Source organism: Streptomyces violaceusniger Tu 4113 (assembly GCF_000147815.2).
In the GTDB taxonomy this organism is placed as follows: domain Bacteria; phylum Actinomycetota; class Actinomycetes; order Streptomycetales; family Streptomycetaceae; genus Streptomyces; species Streptomyces violaceusniger_A.
Genome location: NC_015957.1, coordinates 2,035,656 through 2,057,210, shown reverse-complemented (window position 1 = coordinate 2,057,210; position 21,555 = coordinate 2,035,656). Strand labels below are relative to the sequence as shown.

Below are 21,555 nucleotides of genomic sequence, written 5' to 3'. Positions count from 1 at the left end.
CCGACGTACGCACTTCCACCCCCGGTCCCGTGCGCCCTTCCACGGACGTCATCACGGACTCGGCATCCGGCCCGGCCGCTCCGCCCAGCGCCGCGGAGCTGCTCGACTTCGCCCGCCGGACCGCCGCCGACGCCGAGCTCGTCGACTCGCTTCCGCTCGATCCGGAGGGCCGCACCTGGCTGCGCCTCGACGGGCCGGGCGGCAGCGAAGCCTGGCTGATCGGCTGGCCCCCGGGCACCGGCACCGGCTGGCACGACCACGGCGGCTCCCATGGCGCCTTCGTCGCGGCGGCGGGTGAGCTCAACGAGCAGTCACTCGCCGCGCGTCTGCCCACCGAGGGCTGGAAGACCCTTGAGCTGGCCGACGATGTGGACCGCGAGCGGCGGCTGCCCGCCGGACAGGGCCGGGCCTTCGGACCGCATCATGTGCATGAGGTGATCAATCCGTCCGGCACCGAGCATGCGGTGTCGGTGCACGCCTACTATCCGCCGCTGCCGCTCATGCGGCGCTACAGCCGCACCGGTCATACGCTGCGGCTGGAGCAGGTCGAGCGGCCCGAGGAGTGGGGATGAACACGATGGGCACGACCAAGCGGAGCGTGGACGAGCTGCTGGCCGAGGCCCGCGAGGAACTCGACCGGCTGGAGCCCCTGGATGCCGCGGCGGCGCAGGTTCAGGGCGCGCTGCTGGTGGACATACGGTACGCGGCGCTGCGGGAGCGCGACGGCACCATCCCGGGGGCGCTGATCGTCGAGCGGAACGAGCTGGAATGGCGGCTCGACCCGCAGTGCGACCACCGGCTGCCCGAGGCCACCCATCACGATCTGCGGGTCGTGGTGGTGTGCAACGAGGGCTACGCGTCCAGCTTCGCCGCGGTCTCGCTGCGCCAACTGGGCCTGGAGCGGGCGACCGATCTCATCGGCGGCTTCCAGGCATGGCGCGCGGCGGGCCTCCCGGTGCACTAGCGCCACCGGGACTTGGAGCTCGCACGACTCCGGGTGACGCCCGACTCAAGGGTCGCGCGACTGCCGCACGACCGGACAGAGCTCTATCCCGGTAACCGGCTTCAGCGGATTGCCCCGAGCCCTGTCACGGCCCCGCGACAAGGGCCGCTGGGGCTCAGAGGTCAGGGAGGTGGTGCTCCAGGAGGTCCGGATCCTCTCCCTCCTCCTCCAGTGCGCGCCGCACCACCCGCAGCGCCAGCCCCTCGGAGTAGCCCTTGCGGGCCAGCATCCCGGCGAGACGGCGGATCCGCTTCTCCCGGTCGAGGCCGCGGGTGGCCCTCAGCTTGCGCTCGACCAGCTCCTGCGCCGTCCGCTCCTCCTGATCGGCGTCGAGCTGTCCCACGGCGTCGTCGATCAGGGCGGAATCGACACCCTTGGTGCGCAGCTCACGGGCGAGCGCCCGCCGGGCGAGCCCCCGGCTGTGGTGCCGGGACTCCACCCATGCCTCGGCGAACGCCGCGTCGTCGATCAGGCCGACGCCCTCGAACCGGGACAACACCTCCTCCGCCGCGTCATCGGGGATGCCCCGGGTGCGCAGCGCGTCCGCGAGCTGCTTACGGGTGCGTGGGGTCCCGGTGAGCAGGCGCAGGCAGATCGCCCGCGCCTGCTCCTCCGGGCCAGGCGGCGGCCCCTGCTCGGCCCTCGACAAGGAGGGGGCGCCGCTGTCCGGACGGTCCGGGCGCTCCGGACGGCCCGAGCCGTCCGGCCATTCGGTCCGCCGTGTCATGGATCAGCTCTTGGCCGCGGCGGCCTTGGCCGCCTTCGCCCCGGTCTTGGCCGCCGGGGCGGCCACGGCCTTCGCCGGCGCCGCGTCGGTCACGCCCGCGGCACCAGCCGCGTCCGCGGTGGGCTCCGCGGCCGCCGGGTCCTGGGGCCTGACCCCGATACCGAGCTTTTCCTTGATCTTCCTCTCGATCTCATTGGCGAGATCGGGGTTGTCCTTCAGGAAGTTACGGGCGTTCTCCTTGCCCTGGCCGAGCTGGTCGCCCTCGTAGGTGTACCAGGCACCGGACTTGCGGACGAAGCCGTGCTCGACGCCCATGTCGATCAGACCGCCCTCGCGGCTGATGCCCTGGCCGTAGAGGATGTCGAACTCGGCCTGCTTGAAGGGCGGCGCGACCTTGTTCTTGACGACCTTGACGCGGGTACGGTTGCCGACCGCGTCGGTGCCGTCCTTGAGGGTCTCGATGCGGCGGATGTCGATGCGCACCGACGCGTAGAACTTCAGCGCCCGGCCACCGGTCGTGGTCTCCGGCGAGCCGAACATCACGCCGATCTTCTCGCGGAGCTGGTTGATGAAGATCGCGGTGGTCTTGGACTGGTTGAGCGCGCTGGTGATCTTACGGAGCGCCTGGCTCATCAGCCGGGCCTGGAGGCCGACGTGGGAGTCGCCCATCTCGCCCTCGATCTCCGCGCGCGGCACCAGGGCGGCGACGGAGTCGATGACGATGAGGTCGAGGGCGCCGGAGCGGACCAGCATGTCCACGATCTCAAGCGCCTGCTCGCCGTTGTCCGGCTGGGAGAGGATCAGGGAGTCGGTGTCCACGCCCAGCTTCTGCGCGTAGTCCGGGTCGAGGGCGTGCTCGGCGTCCACGAAGGCGACGGTGCCGCCGGCCCGCTGGGCATTGGCCACCGCGTGCAGGGTCAGGGTCGTCTTACCGGAGGACTCGGGGCCGTAGACCTCGACCACCCGGCCGCGCGGCAGACCGCCGACGCCGAGGGCGACGTCGAGAGCGGTCGACCCGGTGGGGATGACCTCGATCGGCTCGTTTGGCCGATCGCCCATGCGCATCACGGCGCCCTTGCCGAATTGCCGTTCAATCTGTGCGAGCGCGGCGTCGAGCGCCTTCTCGCGGTCGGTTCCTGCCATGGGTCCCACCCGGTTTGCTTGAGTCGATCGCTTCACGTCCATGACGCTAGCGCCTGCCACTGACAAGCGGCCCTGACGTCCTCGGCCTGTGGATAACCTGTCGGGCTTCCATCAGAATGGATGTTCGATTTTTATGTCAACTACGCCGCGCCAACGCGGCGCGCATCCGCGCGAGGGCCGACATGCCGCGCCGCCGCGTGCGCCCGTGCACCCGCAGATCGTCGGTCACGTCATAGCGCTTGATGTACGCGCCGAGGAACGCCTGCAGCGTCGCGGTCGCCGGAATCGCGATCAGCGCGCCCACCGCGCCCAGCAGCGCGGTGCCCGCTATCACCGATCCGAAGGAGACAGCCGGGTGGATGTCCACCGTCCTGGCGGTGATCCTCGGCTGCAGCAGATAGTTCTCGAACTGCTGGTAGATCACGACGAAGACCAGGACCCACAGCGCGTACCAGGGGTCGATGGTGAACGCGATCAGCATCGGCAGGGCCCCGGCCAAATAGGTGCCGATGGTCGGGATGAACTGCGAGATCAGCCCCACCCAGACGGCGAGCGCCGGGGCGTAGGGCACGCCCAGGGCCTCCAGCAGGATGTAGTGGGCGACACCGGAGATCAGTGCCATCAACCCGCGGGAGTAGATGTAGCCGCCGGTCTTGGCGACCGCGATCTCCCAGGCGCGCAAGACCTCGACCTGCCGGGTCGGCGGCAGCACCGAGCACAGCGCGCGGCGCAGCCGGGGCCCGTCGGCGGCGAAGTAGAAGGCGAACAGGGTCACCGTCAGCACCTTGAACAACCCGCCGAGCACCTGTGCGGAGACGTCCAGCACATTGTCGGCGCTGTTCTTGACGTAGCTCTGCAGCCAGTCGGAGTGCACCAGGCTGTCCTGGATCTCCAGCCGCGACAGATGCGTGTGGAACGTGTCGTTGATCCACCTGACCACATTGTCGAGGTACTGCGGGAAGTCCTGGACCATGGTGATGATCTGATCGGCGAGCATCGAGCCGAGCAGGGTGAAGAAGCCCGCGGTGCCGATGAGGATGGCGAGAAAGACCAGCCCCGTCGCCAGCCCCCGGCGCATGCCGCGGGCGGCCATCCGGTCCACGGCCGGTTCGATCGCGAGCGCCAGGAAGAACGCGATCAGGATGTTCAGCAGAAGCCCGGTCAGCCGATCGAAGGCCCAGGTCGCAAGGCGGTAACAGGCCACCAGCGCGAGTGCGAGCACCATGGCGCGCGGCAGCCAGCGCGGCATGCGCGCGGCGGGTTGTGGGGAGTCCGAGGAGGCCCGAGCGGCGCTCGGGGTGTCGTCGGCGTCGGAGGGGAGGGTCTCTTCGGTCGGGGCCACGGAGCAAGTGTGGCGTACACCGGACGAAGAAATCCGGCCACCCCGGGAAGCTGGTGCACCCGGAGCGGCCGGAGGGCCGCTCAGCGCCTGCTCTCGGGGATCTCCATCGCGGCGCAGACTGCGCGCCAGACGTCCTTGGCCTCCCAGCCGTCCGTCAGCGCCTCGTGCACCGTCCGGCCGCCGAGTTGCGACATCACATGATCGCGCGCGAAGGAGTCGGCGTACGCCTCGCCGAAGTGGTCCGCCATTCGCTGCCAGAAGTCCGTCAACCGCATGTGACCAGTATCGCGCTCCCGGGGGTGCACCCAGGCGTGAGCCCCCTACCGACCGTGTCTCGCGGCCTACGGTCTGTCCATGGATCGATCCGCAAGCCTCCCCTCCTCGCCCTCCCTTCCCACGCCCGGGTCCGCCGAGCCGGCACAGCCGGCCGAGTCCTCCGCGCTCTCCCGCGCCGAGCGGTTCGTCTGGCTGACCGCCCGCGTGCTGGAGCAGCGCAGATTCGCTTATCACTTCCTGGGCGGCGGCGCCGAGGCCGTCGAGACCGCGCTGGCCGCGTATCTGGGGACCGACGGGGGCTACGGCCATGCGCTGGAGCCGGATCTGCGCGGCCCGGTGAGCCAGCCGCTGCATGCCGTGCACGCCTTACGGGTGCTCGACGGGATCGGGCGCTGCGGCGGGCAGCGGGTGGAGCGCCTGTGCCGCTATCTGACGTCCGTGTCCACCCCGGACGGCGCGCTGCCCGCCTGCCACCCCTCGCTGCGCGGCTATCCGGCGGCCCCCTGGGTCCCGTCGGCGGACGATCCGCGCAGTGATCTGCTGACCACCGGGCCGGTGGTGGGGCTGCTGCACCGTAACGAGGTGTGGCATGCGTGGCTCTTCCGGGCCACGGACTTCTGCTGGGCGGCGGTCGCCGCCCTGGGGGAGGACGGCGCGACGACGCGTCCGTACGAGGTCGCGGCGGCCGTCGCCTTCCTCGACGGGGCGCCGGACCGGGCACGCGCCGAGGCGGCGGCCGAGCGGCTCGGCCGCCGGGTGCGGGAGGAGCGGCTGATCGTGCCGCCGACGGCCCCCGAGCGCACCGAGGACCGCCCCCTGCCGCCGGTGCAGGGCGGTGAGTCCCTCCAGGTGCACGACATCGCCCGTACGCCCGGCTCGCTGGCCCGCCGGTGGTTCACCGACGCCGAGGTGGAGCGGTCCCTGGACGTGCTCGTGGCCGCGCAGCAGGAGGACGGCGGCTGGCCGCACCGGCGCTCTTGGACGCCTGGGGCCACGCTGGAGTGGCGGTCGGTGGCGACCGTCGAGGCGCTGCTGACACTGCGGGCCTACGGACGGCGGACCTGAGCTCGGGCGTCGGCGGCGGTCACAGGGCCCGGACGGCGGACCTGAGCACGGGCGTCCGCGGCGGTCACAGGGCCCGGACACCGGCCGTGACGACGACGGCCACGGCGACCACCACCAGGAAGGGGGCGCGGAGCATCAGCGCGAGCGCCGCCGCCCCCACCCCGGCCGCCCTCGCGTCCAGGCGGAGATGCTGGCCGTCGCTGAAGGTCTGCTGGGCGGTGAGGGCGGCGAGCAGGGCCACGGGCAGCAGCGCGGCCAGACGCCTGACGAGCGGGCGTTCCAGGACTCCGGCGGGCACCGAGAGGCCCAGCAGCTTGACGAGATAGCAGCCCGCCACGGTGACGCCGATGGCGATCCAGATGGTCATCGGCGCTCACCGGGCTCCGTGCCGCGCGTCATGCGCCCGTGCACCGTAAGGACGACGGGGGCAGCGAGCGCCGCCACCAGGACCGGGACCCCGGCGGGCAGCACCGGCTGGCACAGGAGCACCAGCAGGACGCCGAGACCGGCCACGGCCCGCTCGACGGTGCCGCTGAGCATGGGGGCCAGCAGGGCGAGGAAGACGGCGGGCCCAGCGGCGTCCAGGCCCCAGGCGTCGGTGTCGCCGAGCGCGGACGCCCCCAGGGCGCCGATCAGCGTGGTGAGGTTCCACAGGACGTACAGCGTCAGCCCGGTGATGGTGAACCCGAGACGCGCGGTGCGCCGGTCGGGCTGGGCGAGCGCGACGGCGGAGGTCTCGTCGATGACCCAGTGGGCGGCCAGGGGACGCACCGCGCGCGGCAGCCCGAGGAGTCCGGACAGCCGAAGCCCGTAGAAGGCGTTGCGCACTCCGAGGAAGAACGCCCCGGCGGCGGCGGTGAACGGATTGCCACCCGCCGCCAGCGCGCCCACGAGGGCGAACTGCGACGCCCCGGTGAAGACGAGCAGGCTGAGCGCGCAGGTCTGCAGCAGGCCGAGCCCGGCGCCCGCCGACGTCACCCCGAAGGCGAAGCCGGAGAGCCCCACGGCGACACCGACGCCCAGGGCGTCGCGGACAACGGCCGAGTCCGCCGGAGGCGCGGCGGGATCGGTTCGCATCTCTATCTGTTCTGACACACCGCGCACATTAGGAGAGCTCTTCGGATCCGGTCTTGTACGTTCTTGCGCGCTCCCGCCGGTAGGCGCCCGGTGGTACCCCCACGATGCGGGTGAAGTGGCGGTTCAGATGGGACTGGTCGGTGAAGCCGACGGTGACCGCCGCCTCGGCGGGCGCGGTCCCGGCGTCCAGCAGCCACCGGGCCCGGCGGACCCGGGCGTCGGTGAGCCAGGTGTGCGGCGGCATCCCGTAGACGGCGCGGAAGGCGCGCAGCAGGGCGAAGGGACCGGTCTCCAGCTCGGCCGCCAGCCGTTCCAGGGACGGCGGGTCGGCCATGCGCTCCTGGAGGATGGCACGGGCGCGCGCCGCCCCTCGCGCTCCCGCGGTGGGCGCCGTGCGCTCGGGGAGCGGGCCGCCATGGTCGCGCAGCAGCCGAGTGAGGGCGATGCGCAGCAGGCTGTCGGCGGCCAGCGCGTTGCCCTCCTCGGCGGCCCGGTGCACCGCGGTGACCAGCCGCGCGCCCTGGGGGTCGTCGACGGAGGGGATCCGGAATCCGGCCGTGCCGCGGAGCGTGGTCGTCTCGGCGGCGACACCGGCGACCAGGTCCGCGGCCGGATACAGCACGCTGTACGCCCATCCCTCGGGCGCCCCCGCCCGTCCGGTGTGCGGTACCTCCGGGTTGATGAGCGCGAGCCCGCCGGGCCCGGTGCGCTCGACGGCGCCACGGTGGTGGAACTCCTCGACGCCCTCGGTGATCGCGGCGATCACGAAGGACTCGTGGGTGTGCCACACAAAGGTCTTGTGGATGTAGCGGGCCCGCAGCAGATCGACGCCCGGAAGCTGGGGGTACCGCCAGTGCCGCGCGCTCTCCCCGTTTCCCATGGCACCATTGTGCGCCCCGCCTGAGCCCCCGCTGACCTGCGACTCCGTCCATTGTCAGTGGTCCGGTGCACGATGGAGGGCATGGCAGGCTCGGCGCTCGACGCATTCTCCCCGGCCACCCGCGGGTGGTTCACGGGCGCCTTCACCGCGCCCACGCCCGCGCAGGAGGGCGCGTGGCGGGCGATCGGCGAGGGCTCGGACGTCCTGGTGGTCGCCCCCACCGGCTCGGGCAAGACCCTGGCCGCCTTCCTGGCGTCGCTGGACAGGCTGGCCGGTGAGCCGCCGCCCGCCGAGGCGAAGAAGCGCTGCCGGGTGCTGTACGTCTCCCCGCTGAAGGCCCTGGCGGTGGATGTCGAGCGCAATCTCCGCAGCCCGCTGACCGGTATCCGCCAGGAGGCGGTGCGGCTTGGCAGGCCCGAGCCGGAGATCCGGGTGGGCACCCGCTCGGGCGACACCCCGGCCGCCGAGCGCCGCGCTCTGGCCACCCGCCCGCCGGACATCCTCATCACCACCCCCGAGTCGCTGTTCCTGATGCTCACCTCCGCCACCCGGGAGGCGCTGCGCGGCGTGGAGACCGTGATCCTGGACGAGGTCCACGCCGTCGCGGGGACGAAGCGGGGCGCCCATCTCGCGCTGTCCCTGGAGCGCCTCGACGAGCTGCTCGATCGCCCCGCCCGGCGCATCGGCCTGTCGGCGACCGTGCGGCCGGTGGACGAGGTGGCGCGGTTCCTGTCGCCGCGGCGCAAGGTGGAGATCGTCCAGCCGCCGTCGGGCAAGGAGTTCGACCTGTCGGTGGTCGTGCCCGTGGAGGATCTGGGCGAGTTGGGCGGCTCCCCCGCCCAGGAGGGCGAGGCGGGCGAGCGGCCGTCGATCTGGCCCCATGTGGAGGAGCGGATCACCGATCTCGTCCAGGCCCATCGCTCCACCATCGTCTTTGCCAACTCCCGCCGGCTGGCCGAGCGGCTGTGCAACCGGCTGAACGAGATCGCCTACGAGCGGGCCACCGGTGAGGCCCTGCCCGAGGACCACTCCCCCGCCGAGCTGATGGCCGAGGCCGGTGCCGCCCGGGGCGCGCCCCCGCTGCTGGCCCGCGCGCACCACGGCTCGGTGTCCAAGGAGCAGCGGGCGCTGGTCGAGGAGGACCTCAAGGCCGGCCGGCTGCCCGCGGTCGTCGCCACCTCCAGCCTCGAGCTCGGTATCGACATGGGCGCGGTCGACCTGGTCGTCCAGGTCGAGTCGCCGCCCTCGGTGGCCTCCGGTCTGCAGCGGGTGGGCCGGGCCGGCCACCAGGTGGGCGCGGTCTCCACCGGCGTCGTCTTCCCGAAGTACCGCGGGGATCTGGTGCAGGCCGCGGTGGTCACCGAGCGGATGCGCGAGGGGGCCATCGAATCGCTGCGGGTGCCCGCCAACCCGCTGGACGTGCTCGCCCAGCAGATCATCGCCATCACCGCCATGGACACCTGGGACGTGGACGAGCTCCTGGCCCTGATCCGCCGCGCCGCGCCGTTCGCCTCGCTCCCGGAGTCGGCGTACACCTCGGTCCTGGACATGCTCGCGGGCCGCTACCCCTCCGACGCCTTCGCGGAGTTGCGGCCGCGCCTGGTGTGGGACCGCGTCGCCCATACGGTCACGGGCCGCCCCGGGGCGCAGCGGCTCGCGGTGACCTCCGGCGGCACCATCCCCGACCGCGGGCTCTTCGGCGTCTTCCTGGCGGGCGCCGACCCCAAGAAGGGCGGCGGCAGGGTCGGCGAGCTCGACGAGGAGATGGTCTACGAGTCGCGGGTGGGCGATGTGTTCACCCTGGGCACCACCTCCTGGCGGATCGAGGACATCACCCGCGACCGGGTCCTGGTCTCCCCCGCCCCCGGCGTCCCCGGCCGGCTCCCCTTCTGGAAGGGCGACCAGCTCGGCCGCCCCCTGGAGCTGGGCCGCGCCCTGGGGGCGTTCCTGCGCGAGGTCGGCGCGCTGCGGCCTGAGGACGCCCGTCTGCGGCTGCTGGCCGCCGGTCTGGACGCCTGGGCCGCCGAGAACGTCATCGGGTATCTGGACGAGCAGCGCCGTGCCTGCGGGCATGTGCCGGACGACCGCACGATCGTGGTGGAGCGGTTCCGCGACGAGCTGGGCGACTGGCGGGTGGTGGTCCACTCCCCCTTCGGCGCGCAGGTCCACGCCCCCTGGGCACTCGCCCTGGGCTCCCGCCTCTCCGAGCGGTACGGCATCGACGCCCAGGTCATGCACGCCGACGACGGCATCGTGCTGCGGCTGCCCGACGCCGACCTGATGGGTCTCGACCTCCTCGACGCCGACCCGATGCGCCAGGGCGTGGAGTACGACACCGACCAGTCCCCGGTGGGCGCGGCCGATGTCGCGTTCGACAAGGGCGAGATCAACCAGATCGTCACCGACCAGGTCGGCGGCTCGGCGCTGTTCGCCTCCCGGTTCCGCGAATGCGCCGCCCGCGCACTGCTGCTGCCCCGCCGCGACCCCGGCAAGCGCACCCCGCTGTGGCAGCAGCGCCAGCGCGCCGCGCAGCTCCTCCAGGTGGCAAGCGAGTTCGGCTCCTTCCCGATCGTCCTCGAAGCCGTCCGCGAATGCCTCCAGGACGTCTTCGACGTCCCCGGCCTCACCGAGCTGATGGGCGACATCGAGGCCCGCAGGGTCCGGCTGGTGGAAGTGACCACCCCCGAGCCGTCCCCCTTCGCCCGTTCACTGCTCTTCGGCTATGTGGCGCAGTTCCTCTACGAGGGCGACTCCCCGCTCGCCGAGCGCCGCGCCGCCGCCCTCTCCCTCGACGCGCGGCTGCTGGCCGAGCTCCTGGGCCAGGCCGAGCTGCGCGAGCTGCTCGACGCCGACGTCCTGGCCGAGCTGGAGCACGAGCTGCAATGGCTCACCGAGGACCGCCGGATCAAGGACGCCGAGGGCGTCGCCGACGTCCTGCGGCTGCTCGGCCCGCTCACCGCCGCCGAGCTGACCGAGCGCGGTGCCGAGCCCGGGTGGGCCGAGGACCTGGCCGGGGCCCGGCGCGCCATCCGGGTCCGGATCGCGGGCGAGGACCACTGGACCGCGGTGGAGGACGCGGGGCGGCTGCGGGACGCGCTCGGTACGGCGCTGCCGGTCGGCGTCCCCGAGGCGTTCACCGAACCGGTCAAGGACCCCCTGGGCGATCTGCTGGCCCGCTATGCCCGCACCCACGGCCCGTTCACCTCGGCGCAGGCCGCCGCCCGCTTCGGCCTCGGCGTGGCCGTCACAGAGGGCGCCCTGCACCGCCTGGCCGCCGACGGCCGCGTCGTCCAGGGCGAATTCCATCCCTCGGGCATCGGGCAGGAATGGTGCGACGCCACCGTGCTGCGCCGGCTGCGGCGTCGCTCCCTGGCCGCGCTGCGCCATGAGCTGGAGCCCGTGCCGCCCTCGGCGCTCGCCGCCTTCCTCCCGCAGTGGCAGCATCTGGGCACCCACAGCCTGCGCGGTATCGACGGGCTGGTGCGGGCGATCGAGCAGCTCCAGGGCGCGCCCGTGCCCGCCTCCGCCCTGGAGAAGCTGGTTCTCCCGTCCCGGGTGAGCGATTACGCGCCCACGATGCTCGACGAGCTCGCCGCCTCAGGGGAGGTCGTCTGGGCCGGGGCGGGAGCGCTGCCGGGGAAGGACGGCTGGGTCACCCTGCACCTCGCCGACACCGCCCCGCTGCTGCTGCACACCCCGCACCCCCTTGAGGCGGGCCCCCTCCACCAGGCCGTCCTCGACTCCCTGGCCGGGGGGTACGGGCTGTTCTTCCGCCAGATCGCGGAGCAGGCCCGCGCCGCCGGGCACGAGTTCCAGGACCCCCAGCTCGCCGAGGCCCTGTGGGACCTGGTCTGGTCCGGCCGGGTCACCGGTGACACCCTCGCCCCGCTGCGCTCCCTGCTGGGCTCGGGCCGTACGGCGGGCTCCACCGCCCACCGCGCCAAGCGCACGGTCCCCCGGGGGCGCTACGGCGGCCTTACGGGGCGCACCGGCCGGCCCACGGCATCCCGCAACGGCCCGCCCACCGTCGCCGGGCGCTGGTCCCTGCTGCCGGAGCGCGAGCCCGAGCCCACCCACCGCGCCCACGCCCTGGCCCGCACCCTGCTCGACCGGCACGGCGTGGTCACCCGCGGGGCGGTCGCCGCCGAGGGGGTCGAGGGTGGCTTCTCCGCCGCCTATCGGGTGCTGTCCGCGTTCGAGGAGACCGGCCAGGCGCGCCGTGGCTATGTGGTCGAGGGTCTCGGCGCCGCCCAGTTCGCGATGGACGGCGCGGTGGACCGGCTGCGCGCGGTCAGCACGGCGCGCGACCGCACGGCGGTCCCCGCCTTCGACGGACAGCGGGGGCAGTCCCGGCGCGCCTTCGTGCTCGCCTCGGCCGACCCTGCCAATGCCTACGGCGCCGCGCTTCCCTGGCCCGATCCGCCCGCGGACGCGGGCCACCGGCCGGGCCGTAAGGCGGGAGCGATGGTGGTGCTCGTCGACGGAGAGCTGGCGCTCTACATGGAGCGGGGCGGCAAGACCCTGCTCGCCTGGCCCTCGGGCGAGGCCGAGGCCGCCTCCCCCGAGGACGACGCCCGGCTGTGGACGGCGGTGGAGTCGCTGGCCGAGTCCGCCCGCGCGGGTGCGCTCGGCTCCGTCACCGTCGAGCGCGTCAACGGCGTCCAGGCGCTCTCGTCCCCGATCGGCAAGCTCCTGGAATCGGCGGGCTTCCACCCGACCCCGCGGGGCTTCCGGCTGCGCCCCTGACCAGCAGGCACCCCCGGCACCATGGAGCGCCCCTCGTGGCGCCCTTGATCCAACGGGGGGCTCCGCACCGGACGGAGACGGAGCGCTCCCACCTGCCCGCGCCCACCGGCATCATGGATGCCATGCCCGAAGGAGACACCGTCTGGCAGACCGCACAGCGCCTTCACCAGGCCCTCGCCGGTCCTCCGCTCACCCGCAGTGACCTGCGCGTCCCCCGCCTGGCGACCGCCGACCTCACCGGCCGCCGGGTCCTGGAGGTCGTCCCGCGCGGCAAACATCTGCTGACCCGTGTCGAGGGCGGTCTGACCCTCCATTCCCATCTGCGGATGGACGGATCCTGGCAGGTGTACGGGCCGGGCGAGCGATGGCGCGGCGGCCCGCACCACCAGATCCGGGCCATCCTCGCCACCGCCGCCCACACCGCCGTCGGCTACCGCCTCCCCGTCCTCGAACTGCTCCGCACCGGCGACGAGGACAAGGTCGTCGGGCATCTCGGCCCCGATCTCCTCGGCCCCGACTGGGATCCGGACGAGGCGCTGCGCCGACTGCTCGCCGACCCGTCCCGGCCCCTGGGCGAAGCGCTGCTGGACCAGCGGAACCTCGCCGGGATCGGCAATGTCTACAAGTCCGAGCTGTGCTTCGTGCTGCGTGTCTCGCCCTGGCTGCCGATCGGCGAGGTGTCCTCCCCCGAGCGCCTGGTGGCCCACGCCAAGAAGCTGCTGGAGGCCAACAGGAACCGGCGGGCCCGGGTCACCACGGCCGAGCCGCGCCCCGACCGGCGGCTGTGGGTGTACGGGCGCCCGGGGCGGCCCTGTCTGCGCTGCGGTACGCCGGTGCGCGCCGCCGACCAGGGCCGTGCGGGTCAGGAGCGCTCGACCTTCTGGTGCCCGAGCTGCCAGGCGGGACCGCAGGGGCCCGCCCCGTCCTGACGCGGTGGGCCTCCTCTGCGGGCGCCGCCCCTTCTGGGCGAGGGACCGCAGTGCACCGGCAGCAGGCTCAGCCCCCAGCCGCCGACCGCTAACGCCCCCTCCACCGGCCCGGCCTCTCCCGGCTGTATCGCCAGCCGCAGCACGGACCACCACCAGACACCGCCCAGAGCGAGCGCGAGCACCCAGCGGACCGGCCTGAGGCCCTGGGCGTCGGCCCCTCCGACGGCTGCCATGACTGCCTCCTTCGGCGACGCTAGACGCCTGTTCGCATACGGCGGGAGGGCGCACAGGAAGCACGTCGGCGCGTGTCGGACACTCGCGATCCCCCCAGTGTGCCCAGCCGGGCCGAACTGCGCACCCAGAGCGGGCCGCCGAGCCGAAACACCAGGTCGAAGGGGGCGGAAAAGAAAATCGCCCGGCGTCGGGGCGGGCCGACCACCACGGTCGCCCGCCCCGAAGCCAGGCTGCCACCCGCCCCGGCGCCCGGTCGCGCCCGGTCGGCCTCAGCACGGCCGAGCCCCGGCTCAGCGCATCAGAGCCTCAACCGGCGCCTCAGGCCCGCCCGGGCCCGGCTCAGCGCCTCAGGCTCGATGGCCACCGTTCTCGGCCTGGAACATCCAGTGGTGCTTCTCCAGGTCACGGGTGAGCTCGATGAGAATGTCCTGGGTCACCGGGTCCGGTTCGTCGGTCGCGCGGATCCGCTCCCGCATCCGCGCGATCACCGCTCCGAGAGCGTCCACGAGCGTCCGGATGGCCTGGGTGTCCTCGGTCCAGCCGTCCTTGACCGTGTCGACACCGCTGGTCGCGGCGACCGTCTGAGCCCGTCCGTCCGGCGCCACTCCGAGCGCCGAGGCCCGCTCCGCCACCGTGTCGGCATGATCCCTGGTCGTCGCCACGACCTCGTCGAGCTGCAAATGGATCGTGCGGAATCGCGGGCCCACGACCGTCCAGTGAATCTGCTTGCCCACCAAGTGGAGGTCGACGAGATCGACGAGGGCGCCTTGCAGCGCGTCAGCGACGACCTTGAGGTGTTCCTCCGGCAGCGGGCTCCTGACCACAGACATCCGGTTCCTCCTGTTCGACCGTTTGGCCCCTCTTGATTACCTCTCTTCATGTGGGGTGACCCGAATCCGGCCGGACAAACATCGAGGCCCCGGCCGGTATGGCTACCGGCCGGGGCCTCGAAGAGCTCTGGTCAGGCCCTCAGGCCGCCACCACGTCCACGGCTTCCTTGGGGGACTTGATGGTCACCCGCTCCTCCGGAACGCCCGTCACGGACGTCACAGAGACGGGATTGAGCACGGGCCGCATGGGCGCCGGGACCTTCTCAGTGGTGGACGCGGCCGACTCGGCCAGTTCGGCGAGCGACAGCTCGTCGCTGACCTCACGCATGACCTGCGACATCCGCACCTCGAGGGCGTCGCAGATCGCCGACAGCAGCTCGGACGAGGCTTCCTTCTGACCGCGCTCGACCTCTGACAGATAGCCGAGCGACACCCGGGCGGAGGAGGAAACCTCGCGCAGAGTACGGCCCTGGCGCTGGCGCTGCCGGCGCAGCACGTCACCCAGCAGGCGACGGAGCAGAATCATCGCTGGCTCCCTCCTCGGACCTCGGATCCGGATCCTTCACGCCCCACCGTACCGCCTCGGGCTGCGCCCGTGCGGGGAGCGATGTCGTGTTCACTCAGGGCTGCAAACATCAAAACTCGTCGTGTTGTTCCGTATCCTTTGCCCCTGCTGTCGCGATCAATTCGCTGAACAGCAGCTTGACTGCGGCGCGGACGGTCTGCCCGCGAATTCCGGCACGGTCTCCTTCGAGCCTCAGCGCTGCCGCGGCCACCGCCTCCGAGGGCCCCGCGACCGCCACATGAACGGTGCCCACGGGTTGGCCGTCCTGCGGTGTGGGACCGGCCACACCGGTGGTGGCCACGCCCCAGTCCGCGCCCAGCGCACGCCGTACGCCGCGGGCCATCTGCCGGGCCACCTCGGCGTCGACCGCGCCGCGCTCGGCCAGCAGGGCCCCGTCCACGCCCAGCAGCTCGTGCTTGAGATCGGTGGCGTACGCCGTCACCGAGCCGCGGAAGGAACGGGAGGCGCCGTCCACAGCGGTCAGCTCGGCCGCCACCAGACCGCCGGTGAGCGATTCGGCGACGGCCAGGGTCTGCCCGCGCCGCTCCAGCAGCGCCAGCACCTCGGCCGCCGTCCCGTCGCCGCTCACCCCGTGGCCTCCTCCGCCGCCCGGCCCGCCCGGCGCAGCACGATCGCCTGCCGGACGTAGTCGAGGCCGGTGACCACGGTAAGGATCACGGCCACGGCCATCATCCAGAACCGCAGCGTGGCCAGCGGCCCGGTGAGCGCCAGGATGTACATCCCGACGGCGGTGCCCTGCGCGAGCGTCTTCAGCTTTCCGCCCCGGCTGGCCGGAATGACCCCGATCCGGATCACCCAGAACCGCATGAGTGTGATTCCGATCTCACGGAAGAGAATCACCCCCGTCACCCACCAGGGAAGGTCGGACAGAGCCGACAGACAGATCAGCGCCGCGCCCATGATCGCCTTGTCCGCGATCGGATCGGCGATCTTCCCGAAGTCGGTGACCAGGTTGTACCGGCGGGCCAGATGACCGTCGAAGAGATCGGTGATCATGGCGATGGCGAACGCCGCCCAGGCCACGGAGCGCCACGCCGGGTCGTACCCGCCGTTGTGCAGCATCAACAACACGAACCCGGGCACCAGGAGCAGCCGCACCATGGTGAGGATATTGGCGATGTTCCACAAACCGGCGGGCCTGACAGCGGCCGCCGGGCGGCGGTGACCTCCCGCGGCGGAGGCCGGGACACCCGTCATCTGTCCGCCTTCCCGGTGGGCTCGCCGCCACCCTGCCGCTCCAGCGGCTCAAGCGGCTCCGCGACGAGGTCCACTCCCTCCGTCGCGATCACCTTCGCTTCGACCATACGGCCCACCTCCGGCTCCCCGCCGGTGCTGAGCAGCGTCTGGCCATCGGTCTCCGGCGCCTGGTGGGCGCCTCGGCCCAGGACTGCCCCGGTGTCGTCGATCTCCTCCACCAGCACCTCGACGACCTCGCCGAGCCGCTCCTCCGCCCGCTGGGCGGTCAGCTCCTCCGCGAGGCGCGAGACGCGCTCCAGGCGCTCGGCGACCACCTCGGGGTCGACCTTGTTCTCGTAACCGGCGGCCTCGGTGCCGTCCTCGTCCGAGTACCCGAAGACGCCGATCGCGTCCAGCCGCGCCTCGCTGAGGAAGCGCTCCAGCTCCGCCAGGTCGTCCTCGGTCTCGCCGGGGAAGCCGACGATGAAGTTCGACCGGGCGCCGGCCTGCGGCGCCTTGCCTCTGATCGTCTCGAGCAGCTCCAGGAACCGGTCGGTGTCGCCGAAGCGGCGCATGGCGCGCAGCACCCCGGGCGCCGAGTGCTGGAAGGACAGATCGAAGTACGGCGCGACCTTCTCGGTCGAGGTGAGCACGTCGATCAGTCCGGGACGCATCTCGGCGGGCTGCAGATAGCTGACCCGGATCCGCTCGATGCCATCCACCGCGGCCAGCTCCGGCAGCAGCGTCTCCAGCAGCCGGATGTCCCCCAGGTCCTTGCCGTACGAGGTGTTGTTCTCGGAGACCAGCATGATCTCCTTCACCCCCTGCTCGGCCAGCCAGCGGGTCTCGCCCAGCACATCGGAGGGGCGGCGCGAGATGAAGGAGCCGCGGAAGGACGGGATGGCGCAGAACGAGCAGCGCCGGTCGCAGCCGGAGGCCAGCTTCACCGAGGCGACCGGGCTGCTGTCCAGTCTGCGGCGCAGCGGGGCCCGCGGCCCGGAGGCCGGGGCCACCCCCTCGGGCAGGTCCTCGGGCGCGGTGTCCTGGGCGTGGCCGGGCAGCGCCACCGAGGCGGCGTCCTGCCGCTCGGCCGGGCTGATCGGCAGCAGCTTGCGGCGGTCGCGAGGGGTGTGGGAGGCGTGGACGCCACCGGCGAGGATGGTCCGCAGACGGTCGGAGATATCGGCGTAGTCGTCGAAGCCGAGCACCCCGTCGGCCTCGGGCAGCGCCTCCGCGAGCTCCTTGCCGTACCGCTCGGCCATGCAGCCGACGGCCACCACGGCCTGGGTGCGGCCGTGGTCCTTCAGGTCGTTCGCCTCCAGCAGGGCGTCGACCGAGTCCTTTTTGGCGGCCTCCACGAAGCCACAGGTGTTGACGACGGCGACGTCCGCCTCGGTGGCTTCCTCGACGAGCTCCCAGCCGTCCGCCGCCAAGCGGCCTGCGAGCTCCTCCGAGTCCACCTCGTTACGGGCGCAGCCAAGGGTGACAAGGGCGACGGTGCGGCGTTCGGGCATGAGGTCAGACTACTTCGTCCCCACGACAGCCCCCGCTGGCAGGGCTCCCGATCTTGACGCGGCTCAGCCCGCTTCGGGGTCTCCCTTGGTGTAGCTCAGCCGCTGGACGGCCCCGCTGGTGCCCACGTTCTTCACTTCCTTGCCGTTCACGAACAGCTTGATCGCCCCGGCGTTGCCCAGCACCAGGTCGATGCGCCTGCTGTCGCTCAAGGTCTTGGAGTCGCCCTCGCGCAGCACGCCCTCCTCGATCAGCCGGCCGTTGTGATCCTGGGCGGAGATCCAGCTCTGGCCGCCCTCGGCGGTCAGCTTGACGGTGACCTTGTCCGCCGGGACGCCCGCGATGGCACTGTCGGACGGGTCGGGCTTGTTCGGGGCGGCGGGCTTGGAGGGGGCGGCGCTGTTGGTGGGCGCGGAGGCGCTGGGCTTGGGGGAGCCGGTGTCCTCGGCGACCGTCGAGCCGTCGCCGTTGCCGCCCCTGAAAAGAGTGAAGCCCACGAACCCGACGACGGCGACGATGGCCGCGACCATCGCGGCCGTCCAGTTGGGGCGCCGGGGATCGGCGCGGATCCGCTCGGCCTCGAACAGCGGCGCCGGCGCGGTCGGCGTGGGCCGGCCGCCGTGTTCGTCGTCGAACTGTGCGATCAGGGGCTCCGGATCGCAGCCCACGGCGCGCGCGAGCACACGGATGTGTCCGCGGGCGTAGACATCGCCGCCACAGCGCGAGAAATCGTCCTGCTCGATGCCCCGCACGATGGGGGTGCGCACCCGGGTGGAGGAACTGACCTCGTCGACGGTCAGCCCCGCGGAGATACGGGCCTGCTGGAGGGCGCGACCGATGGAAACCCGGTCGTCTTCGGGGGAGTTGCCGTCTTCGGGAAGGTTGCCGATGGACACGGGGGCGCCTTTCGAGCGTGAGCCACCTGCTGGGGGTTCAGTCTAGGGGTGGGGCGAAAGGGTCGGGCAAGCGGGAGGACGGAGTTTGTCCGCCATCGGGATTGCCGTTCGATCACGATTCTGGGGTCTCACTCCGCCACCTCCCTCAACTTGACGTTTCGGTAGGGGAAACGGTTGCCCGCCAAACCCTTATGAGTGAGCCTTACCGCGGATCACGTCGAGCACGCCATCCAATTCATCCGGCTTGACGAGCACATCGCGCGCCTTGGATCCCTCGCTCGGGCCGACGACGCCCCGCGACTCCATGAGATCCATCAGCCGCCCCGCCTTGGCGAAACCCACCCGCAGCTTGCGCTGCAGCATCGACGTCGAGCCGAACTGAGTGGAAACGACCAGCTCAGCGGCCTGGCAGAGCAGATCGAGATCATCGCCGATCTCCTCGTCGATCTCCTTCTTCTTCGCCGACCCGACCGTCACGTCCTCGCGGAAGACCGGTGCCATCTGCGCCTTGCAGTGCGCGACGACCGCCTCGACCTCGGCCTCGGTGACATAGGCGCCCTGCATCCGGGTGGGTTTGTTCGCGCCCATCGGCAGAAAGAGACCGTCGCCCTTGCCGATCAGCTTCTCGGCACCGGCCTGGTCCAGGATGACGCGGCTGTCGGCCAGCGAGGAGGTGGCGAAGGCGAGCCGTGAGGGCACATTGGCCTTGATCAGACCCGTGACGACGTCCACGGAGGGCCGCTGGGTGGCCAGCACCAGGTGGATACCGGCCGCACGCGCCAGCTGTGTGATCCGCACGATCGAGTCCTCGACATCGCGCGGTGCGACCATCATCAAGTCGGCCAGCTCGTCGACGATCACCAGCAGATACGGATAGGGCTTGAGCTCCCGCTCGCTCCCCGCGGGCGCCTTCACCTTCCCCTTGCGGACCGCCGCGTTGAAGTCGTCGATATGGCGGAAGCCGTACGCCGCCAGGTCGTCATAGCGAAGATCCATCTCGCGGACGACCCACTGGAGCGCCTCGGCGGCGCGCTTGGGGTTGGTGATGATCGGCGTGATCAGGTGCGGAATGCCCTCGTAGGCGGTCAGCTCCACGCGCTTGGGGTCGACCAGCACCATCCGCACATCGTCCGGAGTGGCACGGGCCATGACCGACGTGATCAGGCAGTTGATGCAGGACGACTTGCCGGAACCGGTCGCGCCCGCCACCAGCACATGCGGCATGGTGGCCAGATTGGCCGCCACATAGCCGCCCTCGACGTCCTTGCCCAGCCCGACGAGCATCGGATGGTCGTCGCCGACGGAGTCCGCCGAGCGCAGCACATCGCCCAGGTTGACCATCTCGCGGTCGCTGTTGGGGATTTCGATGCCGACGGCCGACTTGCCGGGGATGGGGCTGATGATCCGCACATCGGGGCTGGCGACCGCGTAGGCGATGTTCTTGGTCAGCGCGGTGATCCGCTCGACCTTGACGGCCGGGCCCAGTTCCACCACGTAGCGGGTGACCGTCGGGCCGCGGGTGAAGCCGGTGACGGCGGCGTCCACCTTGAACTCCGTGAACACCTTCGTCAGCGAGTCCACGACCGCGTCGTTGGCCGCGCTGCGCGTCTTGCCGGGACCGCCGCGCTCCAGCAGCTCGAGCGAGGGCAGGGAGTAGGTGATGTCGCCGGAGAGCTGCAGCTGCTCGGCGCGCGGCGGCAGCGGCTCGCTCGTCGCGGTCACGGGCCGGGTGAGGTCGGGGACCTGGGACGGGTCCGCCTCGCCGGCTCCGTCCTTACGGCCCTTCCCACCCGCCGCCTTACCCCTGGCGCCGCTCTGCCCGGACTCGTTGTCGGCGTCGCGCGCGACCGGCACCCCGCCGCTCGCGGCCCCGTCCTCGCGCTCGCCCGAAATCCCGCTGCTGAGCCCGGCGACGAGCGGCGAGGGCTGCACACCGTGCAGCACGGCCCCGTCCAGCGAGGCGGCGGCCGCGGCCGCCACGTCCACGGCGTCCATGGGCCGGTCGAGCGGCGGCCCCGCGGACGACGAGCGGCGCGAGCGCCGGCGCTTGCGCAGCGCCTCCTCCGCGGCCCGCTCCGGGCCTCCCGCACCGTCCGGGTCCTCTTTGGCGAGCGAGGTCCTGCGAGCCCTTCTGGAGGGCGTCTCGCGCCATTCGTCGGCGTACTCCCCCGTGTCGTACCCGGCCTCCGAGGCGTACGCGTCCTCGTCGTCCCGCACCAGGCCGAGCCGGACGCCCAGCTGCCGCAGCCGCTGCGGAATGGCGGCGACCGGCGTCGCGGTGACCACCAGCAGCCCGAAGACGGTGAGCAGCACCAGCAGCGGTACGGCCAGCACGTCGCCCATCAGGTAGATCAGCGGCCGGGAAACGGCCCAGCCGATCAGGCCGCCCGCGTCCTGTATCGCCTCGGTGCCCTGGCCGCGCCCCGGGGCGCCGCAGGCGATGTGGACCTGTCCCAGGACGCCGATGACGAGCGCCGAGAGCCCGATGACGATCCGCCCGTTGGCCTCCGGGCGCTCCGGGTGGAGGATCAGCCGGGCGGCGATCGTGCCCAGCAGTATCGGCACCACCAGGTCGAGACGGCCGAAGGCGCCGGTGACCAGCATCTCGACCAGACTGCCGACCGGCCCGTCCAGATTGGACCAGGTGCCCGCCGCGACGATCAGGGCGAGGGCGAGCAGCAGCAGGGCGCTGCCGTCCTTACGGTGGGCGGGGTCGAGTCCCTTGGCGCCGCGTCCTATGCCGCGGAACATCGCCGCGACGGCGCGCGCCGTGCCCATCCACACGGCGCGCACGGCGCGGTACACGCCGCTGGTGGGATTCGGTGCGGGAGGGGGCGCCGCCTTCTTCGCCGCGGCCCTCTTCGCGGGCGCGGCGGACTTCTTGGCGGGTGCCTTCTTCGCGGGCGCCTTCTTGGCGGCCGTCTTCTTCGCAGCGCCTCCGGACTGCCCGGCGCGCTTCTTCGAGGTGCCCGCCGTGCTCTGGGAACCCTTGCCGGACGTACGAGAGGCCATGGAGGCGAGATTACCCGCGTCCGCCGTACGGAGCACGCATGGCGGGGGTATCAGGGACCACGGACGTCACACCGGTGCCGCTGCACCGTCGAGACGGTGAGGCAGCCGTGACGGCACGTCA

Annotated in this window: 20 protein-coding genes; 5 read left to right on the top strand and 15 right to left on the bottom strand. The window is 72.2% G+C overall.

What is annotated here, in order from left to right; all coding sequences use genetic code 11:
* The first annotated feature begins 29 nt into the window (after nt 1-29).
* On the top strand, nt 30-572 hold the full coding sequence (locus STRVI_RS09090; RefSeq protein WP_050993909.1) for a cysteine dioxygenase: 543 nt from the start codon (nt 30-32) through the stop codon (nt 570-572).
* Nucleotides 569-964, top strand: a complete 396-nt coding sequence (locus STRVI_RS09085) for a rhodanese-like domain-containing protein (protein WP_014055340.1) — start codon at nt 569-571, stop codon at nt 962-964. Before STRVI_RS09090 ends, STRVI_RS09085 begins: the two co-directional genes overlap by 4 nt.
* Before the next feature lie 154 nt (nt 965-1,118).
* Here STRVI_RS09085 and recX read toward each other — a convergent pair whose 3' ends face one another.
* From recX to STRVI_RS09065, 4 genes are all read right to left on the bottom strand, one after another.
* Nucleotides 1,119-1,730 carry a recombination regulator RecX gene (gene recX, locus STRVI_RS09080; RefSeq protein ID WP_014055339.1) on the bottom strand — a complete coding sequence of 204 codons (612 nt, stop codon included), beginning with the start codon at nt 1,728-1,730 and terminating at the stop codon, nt 1,119-1,121.
* A gap of 3 nt (nt 1,731-1,733) precedes the next feature.
* Nucleotides 1,734-2,873, bottom strand: a complete 1,140-nt coding sequence (gene recA / locus STRVI_RS09075) for a recombinase RecA (protein ID WP_014055338.1) — start codon at nt 2,871-2,873, stop codon at nt 1,734-1,736.
* 136 nt (nt 2,874-3,009) lie between these two features.
* Nucleotides 3,010-4,215 (bottom strand): AI-2E family transporter, encoded by a 1,206-nt coding sequence (locus tag STRVI_RS09070; protein WP_014055337.1) that lies wholly within the window; start codon nt 4,213-4,215, stop codon nt 3,010-3,012.
* 80 nt (nt 4,216-4,295) lie between these two features.
* A complete protein-coding gene (locus STRVI_RS09065) occupies nt 4,296-4,490 on the bottom strand; it encodes a DUF3046 domain-containing protein (RefSeq protein ID WP_014055336.1) in 195 nt (64 codons plus the stop codon).
* A gap of 79 nt (nt 4,491-4,569) precedes the next feature.
* Here STRVI_RS09065 and STRVI_RS09060 point away from each other — a divergent pair, with 79 nt between their 5' ends.
* The gene (locus tag STRVI_RS09060) at nt 4,570-5,556 is read left to right on the top strand and encodes a hypothetical protein (RefSeq protein WP_014055335.1); all 987 of its coding nucleotides are present in this window, start codon (nt 4,570-4,572) and stop codon (nt 5,554-5,556) included.
* Between the two features lie 64 nt (nt 5,557-5,620).
* Here the strand turns inward: STRVI_RS09060 and STRVI_RS09055 are convergent, their stop codons facing one another.
* The 3 genes from STRVI_RS09055 to STRVI_RS49935 are packed head-to-tail and all read right to left on the bottom strand — an operon-like array spanning nt 5,621 to nt 7,513.
* Nucleotides 5,621-5,923 (bottom strand): AzlD domain-containing protein, encoded by a 303-nt coding sequence (locus STRVI_RS09055; protein WP_014055334.1) that lies wholly within the window; start codon nt 5,921-5,923, stop codon nt 5,621-5,623.
* Nucleotides 5,920-6,633, bottom strand: a complete 714-nt coding sequence (locus STRVI_RS49940) for an AzlC family ABC transporter permease (RefSeq protein WP_050993642.1) — start codon at nt 6,631-6,633, stop codon at nt 5,920-5,922. The genes STRVI_RS09055 and STRVI_RS49940 overlap by 4 nt, the downstream gene beginning before the upstream one ends.
* 28 nt (nt 6,634-6,661) lie before the next feature.
* Nucleotides 6,662-7,513, bottom strand: coding sequence for an AraC family transcriptional regulator (locus STRVI_RS49935; protein WP_014055332.1), 852 nt, complete (start codon nt 7,511-7,513; stop codon nt 6,662-6,664).
* Between the two features lie 81 nt (nt 7,514-7,594).
* Here STRVI_RS49935 and STRVI_RS09040 point away from each other — a divergent pair, with 81 nt between their 5' ends.
* Together STRVI_RS09040 and STRVI_RS09035 are read left to right on the top strand one after the other, a co-directional pair.
* The gene (locus STRVI_RS09040; protein ID WP_043235633.1) at nt 7,595-12,259 is read left to right on the top strand and encodes an ATP-dependent helicase; all 4,665 of its coding nucleotides are present in this window, start codon (nt 7,595-7,597) and stop codon (nt 12,257-12,259) included.
* A gap of 122 nt (nt 12,260-12,381) precedes the next feature.
* Nucleotides 12,382-13,188 (top strand): Fpg/Nei family DNA glycosylase, encoded by an 807-nt coding sequence (locus STRVI_RS09035; RefSeq protein WP_043238279.1) that lies wholly within the window; start codon nt 12,382-12,384, stop codon nt 13,186-13,188.
* On the opposite strand, the gene STRVI_RS54095 is transcribed toward STRVI_RS09035, so the two are convergent.
* The 8 genes from STRVI_RS54095 to STRVI_RS09000 all read right to left on the bottom strand — a co-directional run bounded on the left by STRVI_RS54095 (nt 13,122) and on the right by STRVI_RS09000 (nt 21,434).
* Entirely contained in the window at nt 13,122-13,421 is a 300-nt protein-coding gene (locus STRVI_RS54095; protein WP_014055329.1) for a hypothetical protein, read from the bottom strand. The two genes, STRVI_RS09035 and STRVI_RS54095, sit on opposite strands and share 67 nt — an antisense overlap.
* A gap of 348 nt (nt 13,422-13,769) precedes the next feature.
* Nucleotides 13,770-14,252, bottom strand: coding sequence for a Dps family protein (locus STRVI_RS09030; protein ID WP_014055328.1), 483 nt, complete (start codon nt 14,250-14,252; stop codon nt 13,770-13,772).
* Between the two features lie 139 nt (nt 14,253-14,391).
* The gene (locus tag STRVI_RS09025; protein WP_014055327.1) at nt 14,392-14,778 is read right to left on the bottom strand and encodes a helix-turn-helix domain-containing protein; all 387 of its coding nucleotides are present in this window, start codon (nt 14,776-14,778) and stop codon (nt 14,392-14,394) included.
* A 109-nt stretch (nt 14,779-14,887) separates the two neighbouring features.
* A complete protein-coding gene (locus STRVI_RS09020) occupies nt 14,888-15,406 on the bottom strand; it encodes a CinA family protein (protein WP_014055326.1) in 519 nt (172 codons plus the stop codon).
* The gene (gene pgsA, locus STRVI_RS09015) at nt 15,403-16,035 is read right to left on the bottom strand and encodes a CDP-diacylglycerol--glycerol-3-phosphate 3-phosphatidyltransferase (RefSeq protein WP_014055325.1); all 633 of its coding nucleotides are present in this window, start codon (nt 16,033-16,035) and stop codon (nt 15,403-15,405) included. The genes STRVI_RS09020 and pgsA overlap by 4 nt, the downstream gene beginning before the upstream one ends.
* Nucleotides 16,032-17,528: a 30S ribosomal protein S12 methylthiotransferase RimO gene (gene rimO / locus STRVI_RS09010; protein ID WP_014055324.1), complete on the bottom strand. Its 1,497-nt coding sequence runs from the start codon at nt 17,526-17,528 to the stop codon at nt 16,032-16,034. Before rimO ends, pgsA begins: the two co-directional genes overlap by 4 nt.
* 63 nt (nt 17,529-17,591) lie before the next feature.
* Nucleotides 17,592-18,422, bottom strand: a complete 831-nt coding sequence (locus STRVI_RS09005; protein WP_014055323.1) for a helix-turn-helix domain-containing protein — start codon at nt 18,420-18,422, stop codon at nt 17,592-17,594.
* A gap of 189 nt (nt 18,423-18,611) precedes the next feature.
* Nucleotides 18,612-21,434: a DNA translocase FtsK gene (locus STRVI_RS09000; protein WP_043238277.1), complete on the bottom strand. Its 2,823-nt coding sequence runs from the start codon at nt 21,432-21,434 to the stop codon at nt 18,612-18,614.
* Nucleotides 21,435-21,555: the final 121 nt, after the last annotated feature.

Coding starts and splice junctions, on each gene's coding strand:
- STRVI_RS09025 (WP_014055327.1), bottom strand. CDS start 14,778: ATGATTCTGCTCCGTCGCCTGCTGGGTGACGTGCTGCGCCGGCAGCGC.
- STRVI_RS49940 (WP_050993642.1), bottom strand. CDS start 6,633: ATGCGAACCGATCCCGCCGCGCCTCCGGCGGACTCGGCCGTTGTCCGC.
- STRVI_RS09055 (WP_014055334.1), bottom strand. CDS start 5,923: ATGACCATCTGGATCGCCATCGGCGTCACCGTGGCGGGCTGCTATCTC.
- recA (WP_014055338.1), bottom strand. CDS start 2,873: ATGGCAGGAACCGACCGCGAGAAGGCGCTCGACGCCGCGCTCGCACAG.
- STRVI_RS09060 (WP_014055335.1), top strand. CDS start 4,570: ATGGATCGATCCGCAAGCCTCCCCTCCTCGCCCTCCCTTCCCACGCCC.
- STRVI_RS09085 (WP_014055340.1), top strand. CDS start 569: ATGAACACGATGGGCACGACCAAGCGGAGCGTGGACGAGCTGCTGGCC.
- STRVI_RS09035 (WP_043238279.1), top strand. CDS start 12,382: ATGCCCGAAGGAGACACCGTCTGGCAGACCGCACAGCGCCTTCACCAG.
- STRVI_RS09040 (WP_043235633.1), top strand. CDS start 7,595: ATGGCAGGCTCGGCGCTCGACGCATTCTCCCCGGCCACCCGCGGGTGG.
- STRVI_RS54095 (WP_014055329.1), bottom strand. CDS start 13,421: ATGGCAGCCGTCGGAGGGGCCGACGCCCAGGGCCTCAGGCCGGTCCGC.
- STRVI_RS09065 (WP_014055336.1), bottom strand. CDS start 4,490: ATGCGGTTGACGGACTTCTGGCAGCGAATGGCGGACCACTTCGGCGAG.
- STRVI_RS49935 (WP_014055332.1), bottom strand. CDS start 7,513: ATGGGAAACGGGGAGAGCGCGCGGCACTGGCGGTACCCCCAGCTTCCG.
- STRVI_RS09030 (WP_014055328.1), bottom strand. CDS start 14,252: ATGTCTGTGGTCAGGAGCCCGCTGCCGGAGGAACACCTCAAGGTCGTC.
- rimO (WP_014055324.1), bottom strand. CDS start 17,528: ATGCCCGAACGCCGCACCGTCGCCCTTGTCACCCTTGGCTGCGCCCGT.
- recX (WP_014055339.1), bottom strand. CDS start 1,730: ATGACACGGCGGACCGAATGGCCGGACGGCTCGGGCCGTCCGGAGCGC.
- STRVI_RS09000 (WP_043238277.1), bottom strand. CDS start 21,434: ATGGCCTCTCGTACGTCCGGCAAGGGTTCCCAGAGCACGGCGGGCACC.
- pgsA (WP_014055325.1), bottom strand. CDS start 16,035: ATGACGGGTGTCCCGGCCTCCGCCGCGGGAGGTCACCGCCGCCCGGCG.